Origin of the sequence: Methanosarcina baikalica (genome assembly GCF_031461075.1) — an archaeon.
GTDB classification, from domain to species: domain Archaea; phylum Halobacteriota; class Methanosarcinia; order Methanosarcinales; family Methanosarcinaceae; genus Methanosarcina; species Methanosarcina baikalica.
In genome coordinates this window covers 21,337-34,675 of sequence record NZ_JAVKPK010000037.1, presented here as the reverse complement: position 1 = coordinate 34,675, position 13,339 = coordinate 21,337, and the positions used below count along the sequence as shown (strand labels likewise).

Annotated in this window: 4 protein-coding genes; 3 read left to right on the top strand and 1 reads right to left on the bottom strand. The window is 40.5% G+C overall.

Going from position 1 to position 13,339, the window contains the following annotated elements:
• Positions 1 to 1,018: 1,018 nt before the first annotated feature.
• On the bottom strand, positions 1,019 to 1,261 hold the full coding sequence (locus RG963_RS09985) for a MerR family transcriptional regulator (RefSeq protein WP_310576123.1): 243 nt from the start codon (positions 1,259 to 1,261) through the stop codon (positions 1,019 to 1,021).
• Between the two features lie 622 nt (positions 1,262 to 1,883).
• On the opposite strand from RG963_RS09985, the gene RG963_RS09980 reads away from it, so the two are divergent.
• The 3 genes from RG963_RS09980 to RG963_RS09970 all read left to right on the top strand — a co-directional run bounded on the left by RG963_RS09980 (position 1,884) and on the right by RG963_RS09970 (position 13,336).
• Complete coding sequence (locus RG963_RS09980; RefSeq protein WP_310576122.1) at positions 1,884 to 3,518, top strand: Hint domain-containing protein; 1,635 nt, start codon at positions 1,884 to 1,886, stop codon at positions 3,516 to 3,518.
• Positions 3,519 to 3,819: 301 nt separating this feature from the next.
• Positions 3,820 to 6,516: a YncE family protein gene (locus RG963_RS09975; protein ID WP_310576121.1), complete on the top strand. Its 2,697-nt coding sequence runs from the start codon at positions 3,820 to 3,822 to the stop codon at positions 6,514 to 6,516.
• A gap of 10 nt (positions 6,517 to 6,526) precedes the next feature.
• The gene (locus RG963_RS09970; RefSeq protein WP_310576120.1) at positions 6,527 to 13,336 is read left to right on the top strand and encodes a LamG-like jellyroll fold domain-containing protein; all 6,810 of its coding nucleotides are present in this window, start codon (positions 6,527 to 6,529) and stop codon (positions 13,334 to 13,336) included.
• Positions 13,337 to 13,339: the final 3 nt, after the last annotated feature.

The window sequence follows — 13,339 nt, the reverse complement described above, 5'->3', positions numbered from 1 at the left end:
TAATCCTTTGTTCCTCAGTTTTTAAAAGGGTTAAAGCTAACTTGGTATGATTGATCCTGTCCAAGCACTTAGCGTTGTAGGACTGAGCACAGAAGGGTGAGTATATAAGCAAAGCCATGGGTTCAGGTGCTTTGTGTGGAGGGATGAAACCCTACTCTTTTTAATGTGACCTTCCTCCACAGACAGACATCAACCTTGTCGCACCTGCTATATCCCTACAGTACTACTTTTCAAGCCTCTAGCTGCTGAACTGAAAAAAATCCGGCAGTATACCTACAATTAACTAGACGCACGTCTGTATGTCTGCGACGACAGACAGAATTCAACATTACTGCTGTAATATAGCAGGCGACAATAAAACGACAACAAAATAGGTACATTCAACTAAAACGACAAAATGTCGTTCTAAAACAGCATAACGACAAAAACTTCCCTTGTTTGTATAAGTTATTTAAAAGAGGACGAGTCTGTCTGTGTCGTCGCCGTTATACATAGATCCGTTTAAGGCATAACCCTAAGAAAGCGATAGCAACAGATTGTACAAAGGTTGATAATATCAGACTGCTGCATTACAGCAGTACTGTTGTTTTACAATATTTCGGTGTCGTTGGGGTGTCACCTTGACCAGAGGCAGTATATGAGTACCAAATATATATACTTTAAAACTGAAATCCATGTTTTCTGCCACTATATATATAATAGTGAAACACTTATATAGTTTCCAGACTAATCTATGTTTGTACTAGTTTTGGGTACGGCTGTAGTACCCTCATGAAACCATAACTCCATTTATGCCGTTATCACTCCAAAAACGAGGGCGTTACGGCCGCCCTTTTCTAATAAAGCAGGGTTGGTTCTCCCTGCAATCACCTCTATCACCACCTATGGCCCTTTTTTGGCATTTCAAGGCCTTCTCTGTCTTTTATACCCTCAAGTGTGGGGTTCTCCATGATCCCCATTCCCCATTATAATTATTTTCAGAATGCTTCAGCCGAAGCGGACTTGTTACCCACATAAATTATGCGCATTCTTGAAAGTTATTTTCAATGATGTCTTTTGCCATCTTTTTTGTTTTTATATTTCCTTGCTGCAACGTCAACCTGTAAATTAGCAGAACCTGCCAAACCAGGAATAAAAAGCAACCTTTTAGTAACTCTTCTTCCGGAACAAGCAAACCTTTCCGGTCATAAAGCCTGAGAGCTTTTTGGGAGAGGCGGGTCATGAAAGAAAACTTACCAATTGGAATCTGATCGACTGACATCTTGCTCAAAACCTTAATTGTCCTGAAATTAGATAAACTGCCTTACTTTTCCCCGGGGGAGACTTCCACATGAACGAAGTGGAACGAGAGAAAGATCTTCAAAGAATATCATGAGATTAAAAAAACAGCTATTGGGAGGTGCCTATGGAATGATAGGGGATATATTGGAATATTGAGAGATAAAATAAACAGAGAATAATTATACCTAAAGTTCCGCTGGCTTCCCCGTAACTTGCTGCAGGTATTCGACTGAAATAAAATAATCGCTATTTAGAGTCCATCCGAAAAGTTGTTATCTGCTATAACTTTTACAATATGCAATATGCAAAACCGGAACGGACACTCTGATATTATTAAACCTATTGTGATTTTTCAACATGCATTACTGACTTTTCGGATAGGCTCTTAATGGCTGGATACATTCATTATAGAAAAAAATAAAGTGATAATAAAAATTTATAATATAAATAATAAATAATATCTATTAATTCTAAACTTTTTTCATTAATTAGAAAAATATAAATGTTTAAATGTTTATATGTTTTTGTAACTGTTATATTGTTGTTAGCATTAAAGGGTGTTATTGGATACGTTACACCAATGAAAGGAATGGAGGCATATTATGGCTCAACTATCAGTTTTGGATAAAGAGGACATCAGGTACGTTGTACAGAAAGCAGGAAACGGTAGATCCATGCTCCTCAATTTATCTGATGAGAGACAAGAACGATTTTTACATAAACAACTGGAACTGGCAGGGATTCACCCCAAGAGGCGCCCTCAGCTGTTTAAAACTATCACTGATTCAAAGGTTCGGCATGCAAAGTATGGTGCGCCCCTGAATGAATATGTGAGGGCCGACGGTGAGTCGCTGCTTACCGCAGTCGATGTCATTACACAACTAGATACCACTGATGGGCAGAACTATGTTGCAGGAGCAATATCCTCAATTCCAGGAAATTCGTACAATGTCACATTAACTCTGGGTATTTTCGATGGTGAAGACAACCCTCTAGGCGAGGTAATAAAAGCTGAAAAGCATAACAATGATACCACATTTTTTCTTCAAGCTTCAGGGTCGTTCAGCTCACCCATGCCTCCAGAGGGGCGTTCTGTCAAGAGCGTATTAACATACCAGTATACAAATGATCAGGGAACAACCTTTGGGACAATGCCCGTCGAAACTTTCCATTTTCCAAAAACAATAACAAATATTTCGCCTAGTGATATAAATAAAGATGGCGCAATAGTAGTCTGTCTGAACAGGCAAGAGGGTAATTGTGATTACTGGCATGGATGGGATACAGGTCATAAGATTCAAGTACCTATTAAAGGAAATATTGAGTATTTTTCTAACATTGATCCTATTCAGTTTGCGTCTGACGGTACTCCCACTAATGCAAGTTGTACAATACAGATTGCAAAACAAACTCAACCTGGAAATCCTATTAAACCTCTTGACTTCAATTTTTTTAAAGCTCCAAATACTACCATCAATGGCCCTGTTTTAAGCTGGGACTTAGACTGGCTCTATTTTGACCCGCCAAATTTTAACAGCGGGGAGTTGGTGTATTATATTTTTAATGTTATTATTCAGATAGGGCGTGAAAATGTGGTAGCATTTATTACCAATGCTCCTCCTTCAGTAACGCCGGGACAGAACTTTCTTAATACTCTGAAGATTCCTTCCATGGAGATAGTGTATGGATGCATGGCAGAAGGAACACTGGTACGCATGGCAGATAATAGCTTGAAAACAATTGAAACAATAGTGGTTGGAGAGGAGATTGTAAGCGATGCAAAAGGAAGTTGCTTGACCGTAGAGAATACGGTCATCGGCGTCGAAGATAAACCAATGTTCCATATTGAAGATAATAAAGGGAATTCGCTGTTCTTGACTGAAGGTCACCCGGTTATTACAGGAAAGGGTGTACGCCTTGCACGTGAATTGATAAAAGGAGATAAGCTGCTGACGGAATCAGGGGCGAGTGAAATAATCAGTATACAGGAAGAAATGTACGCTGGAAAGGTATGGAACCTCCACCTAATCGCAGAGGACAAGAGCATTATCCTCACAGATGATAACAGAACCCACTTTGCCAATGGCATTATGGTGGGTGACGGAAGGATGCAGCGGATTTACGGAGATAAGGCGCATAAGAATAGGAACAAAGATGATGTTTTGGCAAAGTTGCCAAAGCAATGGCATCAGGATTATCTGAACTGGCTCGAGGATCAGCAGTGTCAAGCTCAATAGAATATTGCACTGAATTAACTTGATTTTGTCACATTACCTTTATGCATTTGCGACGTCGTTTTATTTCTATAGCGAACAATTTATTATAATCAACAGATAAAGGCGACTGTATCCAATCAATAAACTCTCTATAGAAAGATACATTTCTTAAACGTGTTTTGAGTCCAACTTTAGAACAAAACTCATTACTGTTTCAAATGTATTGATTCATTAAGGCTCGATTCTCCTTCGATACAGAAAATATGAGAATGCTGGTAATTTATTGACATTTCCTCAAAATAAAGGACGTGGAGGATGATTAGTGACAATTCTTGGACAGCCAATGGCACCGACCGCTGGTGAGCAAAGTATTTCGTCTGCGGGACCATACGCATATATTACTAACCGTGACAGCAATATTCTTTCTGTAATTGACACGACAAAAGACATTGTTACAGCTACTGTGAAGGTAGGAAGTAATCCTTGGGGAGTTGCTGTCAATCCAGATGGAACAAAATTATATGTATCAAGTGAAAAAGATGAGACTGTCTCTGTAATTGACACAGCAACAAACAATGTTACAGCTACTGTGAAGGTGGAAGGACGCACTCATTATGGAGTTGCAGTCTCTCCGGATGGGAAAAAGGTTTATGTGACTAGTGCAGACAACAATACTGTTTCTATAATTGACACTGGCACAAATACTGTTATAGCCATGATTAAGGTTGGTGGATGGCCTCAGGGAGTTACAGTCAGTCCAGATGGAAAAATAGTATATGTAGTAAATGAAAGTGGAACTGTCTCTGTAATTGATACAGCATCAAACATTGTTACAGCCACTGTAAAGATGGAGAAAGATCCTGTAGGAGTTACAGTCAGCCCGGATGGAAAAAAGGTATATGTGACGAACTACGGCAGCGATTCTGTTTCTGTAATTGACACAGCAACAAACAATGTTATAGCCACGGTGAAGGTAGGTAGTGCTCCTTGGGGAATTGCAATTAATCCTGCGGGAACAAAAGTATATGTGGCGAACATAGCCAGCAATACTATCTCTGTTATTAACACAGAAAAGCTCAGTGTTACAGCTACAGTGAATGTCGGAAGTTGTCCTCATGGAGTTACAGTCAACCCAGCGGGAACAGAAGTATATGTGGCGAACTTGTTCAGTAATACTGTCTCTGTAATCGACACTGTCTCAAACAATGTTAAAGCTACGGTGAAGGTAGGTAGTGGTCCTATTGCATTTGGACAATTTATAGTTCCTTTTTCTTCTCATACGGAATCTCCAGATATAACACTGGCGCATTACGATAACGATGTATTAAACATAAACTGGACTAATTCTGGATCATATACTGATTTTGTTGTGGAACTTCACGATACTGCTGGTACCATGCATTACAACCAGCCAGCCACAGGAACAAGCGCGAAGATATCCGAAAAACTGGATGAGGATAAAACGTACATTGTATCTGTCAGTGCCATAATAGATGGTAACCCCGGTCCGAGAAGCAATGAAGTAACACTTATTGTACTTCCACCTGTTATCAGCCTGCTTCAATACTGCCATGAAAATGATCAGGGAACACTTGATACTTCATGGGAAGCAGTTGCAGGTGCAGAATCTTATATCACTTCAGTGTATACTGTTGACGGTTCCTTTAAACAGAATATTCCATCCACAACTACGTCATGTAAACTCGAATCTACTCTTGACCAAACGAAGAAGTACAAAACAACGGTCTGTGCAACAGCAAATAATGGGATTGTGATCGGGCCTGTATCTAGGGAATTCACTGCTATTATAAAGGCACCGAATATAAACCTGCTTCAATACAATCTTGAGAATGACCAGGAAGGGCTTGAGACTTCATGGGAACCAGTCACAGGCGCTGATCTATACATCATCTCAGTGTATACCACGGATGGTTCGTTTAAACAGAATATTCCATCCATAACCACGTCGTGTAAACTCGAATCCACCCTTGATCAGGGAAAGCAGTACAAAACAATAGTTTCTGCTATGGCACATGACGGCATTGTAATTGGACCTGTGTCAAATGAACTCACTGCTATTACAAAAGCTCCGGATATAAACCTGCTTCAATACACTTTAATCAACGGTGAAGGAAAGCTTAATACTTCGTGGGGAGAGGTTCAAGGCGCAGAACTGTACATTACATCTGTATATACTGTTGATGGTTCCTTTAAACAGAACATTCCGTCCACAATAACGTCATGCACATTCGAATCCACTCTTGACCAAACGAAGCAGTACAAAACAACGGTCTGTGCAACAGCAAATGATGGAATTGTGATCGGACCTTATTCAGCTGAACTTTCTGCTATTATAAAAGCACCGGATATAAACCTGCTTCAATACAGTCTTGAAAATGATCAGGGAAGACTTGACACTTCATGGGAACCAGTTACAGACGCTGATCTGTACATCGTCTCATTGTACACAGATGACGGTTCGTTTAAACAAAATATTCCGTCTACAATCACATCTTGTAAACTCGAATCTACCCTTGACCAGTCGAAGCAGTACAAAACAACGGTCTGTGCAACAGCAAATAATGAGATTGTGATCGGACCTTATTCAGCTGAACTTTCTGCTGTAATTGCCTGCCCAGGCAATGTTAACCTTAATTATACTGGCCAGAACCTTCGTTCAGACTGGACTATATCTACGAGCCTTCAGGGTAAACAGTTTAATTGCGAATTATATAAAGACAACGCAAAGCTCGCTGACCAAGTGACCGGCGATAGCCATGTATCGTTCAATTATTCCCTTGATGCAGGTGCTATTTACACAAGCCATGTGAGGGGAGAAAACGGTGTGGTAAAGGGCCCCTGGACTAAACCGGCACAGGGGCCCTATGCAGAAAATACAACATATAATTACGATACTGTCAGCAGACTGAAATCAATTATTTCTAACAATACCATAACGGTTACCTGTAACATGGACAATTCCGGTAATATTCTTTCGATCCAAAATAATCAAGCCTAGGAGAAGTGCAATGAGTGACACGGGCAAACCTGTTTTATCAATAAGTTATGACAGCCAGATAGGTGAACCTGCTAAGGTGCTTTCATTTAACGAGCAGGGATCTTTATCAAAAAGCAGCGTGGATAATTTCCCGGTACAAGGTTTTACCTTTTCGTTTTGGGTAAAGACAGGTCCGACAGTCACTGCTGATATTCTCTTCAGTTATGATGCAGCGAATATTTCAACGCGTTTATGGGTAAAAAATAGCGCAAACCTGGAAGTTGGTTTCGGCGGTAGAAGCACGGGTACCACGGATATTTCAATCAATGACAATTACTGGCATCACCTAGCCTTCACGGTTTTTCCTTCTGATAGTACTCACTACGGTGTACAGGTGTACAAGGACGGAGTGCTGATGTTCGAAAATATCATGGCCTTAAGCCATGATAAGGGCACGATTATAGAAAAAGGGGGAAAACTGGAAATTGGTCATGTTATTGAGGAAGAATCCAATTTTACCGGAATGATAAGCGACTTCAGGCTCTGGAACTCTATACGCAAAGGAAAAGAGATCATTACAGATATGCAGGTACGAATGAATAATGATCCTGCATTGATTATATACTGGAAACTCGAATCCCTTGAAACATCAGGTGACATTGTAAATGGCACTTTCATTGATTCGATGACCCTCAGGTTCAGAAACAACCAGTTTATTGCAAGTTGGGACCAAGTAACAGGGGCTACTAGTTATAATCTTGAAGTGATTTCTTCTGAATATGGTGAAATACTTCCTATTCAGGAACCAATTACTTCACCGCAGTCTATTACAGGTTACAGAATAAATACAAAGTACCTAGCTAAGTTACAAGCGGTTATAGGAGGAAAACCAGGAGAATGGAGTGATGAAAAAAATATAATAGTTCTTAATTTACAAAAGACTTTTCTGAGAACAACCCTTGTAGATATTCATACTCTTAATGCAGACTGGACTCCTGTCGACCAAGCTGAATCGTATACTATATTACAAAAAAACGAAATGACTGGAAAAACCGATCTACTCCTCAACCAACAAGGTACAACATATTCTCTCACAAATCTGGCCAAAGAAAACGATTCATATACTTTCCAAATAAAGGCATTTTCTCAGGGATCACATGGGACATTTAGCGACGTTATTTCTTTTGCTTCACCCACGATAGTTTTCACCTGTCAGAATGACTCTTCTGGTATCTACCTGAATGTATCATGGATGCCTATGCAGGGAGTAAATAATTATTACATCCAAGTTTTTAAAGGATCTCTCGACACTCCCCCTGTATATGACATATTTACAGATCAAGGAGAAATAAATAAAAAAATAACGGCAATTGACCTGAAAGAGAATGAAGTATACATAGCAAGGGTACGCGGTATTGGCGTGGGCTGTGTAGGGGAATGGTGCACATCACAACAAATAACCATAAATGGTCTTGGCACGCCTGTAACATCCTTTGACTTTGATACAGTGGCAAAGCGGATTAAATTACAATGGACGGATATTCGAACCCAACAACAAAAAGACGCAGGCCTCAAGATAATATGCAACGTATATTCTTATAAAAATAAAAGTACTGAACCCTTTGACAAACAAACAACGGAGGATCTGTTTTATCCTATAGCTAATACAATCATGGCTGACAACAACACTTACGAGGTAAAGGTTCAGGCGACTGCAGGAGGTTCATACGGGAATTGGAGTGCTGTTGGCCAGGTAAACACCCCTTCTATAACAAGCGCCTGGTATGATTACAATATAGGGAAAATTGCTGTCCAGTATACAGGAATTAATGACGCCCAGGGATATCTTGAAGTTTTTAAAAACCAGGAAAATGTTCCTGACTATGCTGCATTCAGCGATAGACCAGAGCCAATAACCTATGCTCCTGCGAATGCTTCAGAAAATGATCAGTACATCCCTCAAATCCGGGGGATGTTATTCGGTTTTATAACAAAATATTCTGAAAATAATCCGTCTGTAACGATATTCCAATTGATAGGCCCGGAAATTAATTCAGCAACAGGTAGCGCCTCCAATCATTCAATAACAATAGCATGGAGTTTTAAGGACTCTACCGGTATTTCATACAATATAGAATTATGGAACAACAGTACACAGATGCTTTTAGATGAAAAATTGGTATCCGCCAAAACTTATACTTTTCAGGATGACAGCGTAATCACTGACAAAAATGTATACAATGTCAGGGTGCAGGCAGTAAAGGGCACATCACTTGGAAGATGGAGCGGTTTTAAATCTGTTCCTATTAATGCCCTGGAACCTGTGAGCAATATCGGGTTGAACGCTGATAATGACGCTAATATTTGTGTGAGTTATTCTTCAAGTGAAAGTGGCGCCACGTACCAGGTGAAAATTTTCATTAATGATGCGGAGAAAACGACGCACGAGGCTACCAGCACGAATATCATAATCAGCAAAAGTGAGACAGGTGTGGAAACTGGAAATTCCTATGATGTAAAAGTGCAGATAGTAACTATAAAAGGCTCGGAAACCAGCACCATGGTTGAAAAGAGCCAGAAGTTAAAGATTGAAGCCCCAAAACCTCCTGAGCCAAAACCACCTCATGGAGGTGATCCAATTAACCTGGTTACAGGAAGTTATGCTTATTCCCATTGTGACCTGGATGTGATGTGTATAGAACCCCTGCAGTTTATTGCCTTTTACCAGACTGATGTACCACTTCCTGATGAAAGCAGTTATTATGATGGCAAACCTCTGGGGAATAGGTGGAACCACTCATATAATACCAGGATTGCACTTACACCTGACAAAAAACAGCTTTACGTTATATGGGGTGATGACAGTGTGGATAAATATATAGTGCCTAATTCAATAACTGGAAATTATCCCCCTTTGAATGCCCGAAGGGGATACAACCTGTTTTTTGGTTCAGACCACGTTTTCTCCCTCTCAGTAAAAAACCAATATTCTTATCGTTTTTCGTCTGATGGCAGGCTGACATCCATAATATCTCCTGTGGGGAACACAGTTTCCCTGGAGTATGAAGGAACCCAGCTTAGAAAGATACAACTCGATGCAGCTCATTACCTTGCGCTGGATTACAACTCAAGCGGATTTATCAAAACTGTTTCGGATAACGCGATGCGAACCATTAGTTATGAATTCCAGAATAATAACCTGGTTTCAGTAACTAACGTTATGGGAAACAAACGGACATTTGAGTATTATGATAAGTCCCTTATAAAAAACATAACAGATGAAAACGGTCATACTTTTATCCAGAATGTGTATGACGGAAATAACAGAGTCATTTCTCAGAAGGACGCGAAAGCAGTCTCTCCAGGGACAAATTACGGCATTAAAGTCAATTATACAGCAATAAAAGAAAATAATCTCGATATGGTCGTTGCTGATTATGAAGACAGATCAGGTTGCACAGCCCGGTATAAAAGTTACAGGACTAGCAATAATTTAAAAGATGTTACAGCTCAGCTTGGCAATGGAAAAATACGAAAAGTGTCACAAATATATGATGCTTTCAGTAACCTGTTAAGCGAGACGATATATGAAGGGCTGGAGTCTGAATACAATAGCAGCAAAGGGAATAAAACCATCTATACGTATGATGATAACAACAATGTACTTACCATTCATGATGCTTTGGGACAGGTAAGCACCTATTTTTATGATAGCAATAATAACCTTGTAAAAGAAGTAGACATCCTAGGAAATACTACTTTCTACAATTATGACGGCAACCTATTAAAAAAAATTACTGATCCCCTGCAAAGGGAGATGCGTATCGAATATCATAATAAAGATAATTCTGGTCAGGAGGGGCTAATTAGTTCTATAACTGATGTTGCCGAAAATACCTTCACATTTAAGTACGCAAATGGTTACCTGACCGAGGTTGGCAATCCTCTGGGAGATAAAAGAACATTTGAAAATGATTCACTTGGCAGGGTTCTTCTTGACACAATCATAGATGCAAGCGGCAACACCTTGCAAAAAATCAAGTGTGAATACTATGCTGACGGCAGGTGCAAAAAAAGAGCAGTGATGTTTGCCAACCAGCCTGAAAACGAGGCATTTACAACAAATTTCTCTTATGACCCTGTTGGTAATCTCAGCAGTGAAAGCGATGCGGTAGGGAATATCATGAACTGCCAGTATGACCCTAATGATCTTCTGAAGAAGATTATGTACCCTGCGCTAGGCGATCTTGAACGGGAAACAACCTACCAGTTTGATAAAAGCGATCATCTCCAGCAGATAATATATTCAAAAGATGTTATACAGCAGTACCAGTACGATGAATTTAACCAATTATTACAGTTCACCGATGCAAACGGGAACCTGTACACAAAAACCTATGAACAGAATTATCTTCCCAACAATACTTACGCGACAAAGGAGGTTGTCACTTATCCATTAGCAGGTCAGAGCGAAATGCCATGTACAGAAGAGCGAACCTATGACTTTGCAGGTCGTTTAATAGCCGTAAAAAGCAGAAGCAACCAGCAGACAACCTTGAGTTATGGGAAGGAAGAATCGTCAACGAAAGGGATATTTAACAGGGTAGTGACGTGTACGCTCCCTGTGCTGGATGGCCAGGCAACTGGATACACAATAGTTAAAAAATTTGATGCTGCCGGACGTTTGATCTATGTAGAAAATGAAGCTGGAAATGCGACTTCTATTGCCTATACAGTGCAAAATGATGCAGTGACCTCCACAAAACAAGAGGTCGTAACAGAAACTGATAGCCTGGGAATTCAAAAAATTTCTGTTAAGGACGCTCTTGGAAGAGTTATCTCTATCAAGGAAGGTAAGGATAGTCTATGGAATGAACTAAGGTATCAGTATGATGCTCTGGGAAGAATAATTTCTACTGGAGAAGATAAAGAGGAAAGTTTTGTTTTTACAAAGTATACCTACAGGTATGACAGTGCAACAAAACACATGCTTTTAAGTAAGGGAAGGCCAGGCGATGATAAAAGTGTAACCACACTTGAGTTTAACGGACTTAACCAGCTGCTCAAAGAAACTGATCCTTTAAATAAAGTAACCTGTAGGGCATACACACCCTGGGGAAACATACATACTTACACAAATGGCCGCTACCAGGTATTGACATATAATTATGATGCAGCAGGAAGGTTTACGGGGCTGCTCCTTCCTGATTCAGAGGGAACAATTACCCATAAACTGGACGGCAATGGCAACTGTGTTGAAACATTGCTGAACAATATTAGCAGAATAAAAAGAACCTTTGACACCTGGAACCGCATGACCGGCAGGGAAGACAGTGAAAACAGAAAAATTTTATACCATTTCACGCCCGATGACAATGTTGACCTGCTCACATATTCAGATAGTAAACAGGTGCGCTATGCTTATGATAACCTTGGAAGGATGTCAAGCGTCACAGACTGGAATAACAGGGCAACGCTTTATCAGTATGATCCGATTGGCCATGTGCAGCAGATTAATTATCCCAATTTCTGCATTGCCACGCTTACATTTGATGCAGGCGGAAGGTTGACTGGCATAGCTCATAAAAAAGATGATATTATTATTGCCAGTACACAGTATACCCTTGATGCACTGGGGAATAAAAAAACATGCCAGTCCATCAACCCTATAAGCCCCGGATCTATATCTCAACAATTCAGTGCGACATATAATGCTGGCAACCAGATCATTTCCTATAACGGTCAACAGTTAAACTATGACGATGACGGCAATCTTGTCACATTGCCCTCTGCGCAGGATATGGCAACAGTCACCTATGACTGGTACAACAGGATACGCACAATTAACAATGATTCCTATGCCTATGATGAAGACGGTCTCAGGTCGTCAACGACAGTCAATGGCATTACAAGAAAATTTGTTTATGATATCAACGGTTTTTCATCACCCTTAGTGAACTTACCTGAGAATAATGGTATTTTTTTCAATATCTTTGCTGAAGATAACTTCACAGGTACTCTGGCAATGGTTCAAAAGCCTGAGTCACTTCTCGATTTCCTTGACCGGTTGCTGGAAATACGGAATGAAGAGGGAGATATACTTTATCGCTACGTGTATGGCAATGGTCTCGTAAGCCAGGAGGGAAGTGACGGGACATACCGTATCTATGCATTCGACACGCGGGGAAGTGTGGTCGCCCTGACAGATGAAAGTGGAAGCATAACAGACCGTTATGCTTGTGATATCTGGGGAAATTTAAGCAACTCCCAGGGGAACAGTTTCAACCCATTTTTGTATAACGGAATTTACGGCGTGTTTAATGACGGGAATGGGCTCCAGTATATGCGTGCGAGGTCTTATGCTCCGCACCTGGGTCGTTTTTTGCAGAAAGACTTTATTCCCGGAAGCATGTTCCGCCCACAGTCACTAAACCGCTATGCCTTCGTACGGGGAAACCCTGTCTCCATGATTGACCCCCTGGGATTATTCTGGAAAGACGTTGCAATTGGATTAGCTGTGGGATTAGGGATTGGTCTTGTAGTCTCAATTGGATTAATTGTCGGTGGTTCAGGAGCCATAGGCGGCGGCGCTGTCGGTGGAGCCATAGGCGGTGTAGTTGGTGGTGTTATTGCCGGTCCAGTGGGCGCTGTAATAGGAGGGACTATTGGGGGGAGCATAGGTACTGGTGTTGGTACAGGAATAAGCACTTCAGGGGTAACTACTACATCTAGCTGGTTTGCAAGATTTACAAGCAATATAAGAAGCTTATTCGGTAGCATCAGATATATGGAAGATATGGAAGTTGAATTAGAATTATTATTGCATCCTCATTCGGCATGAGTA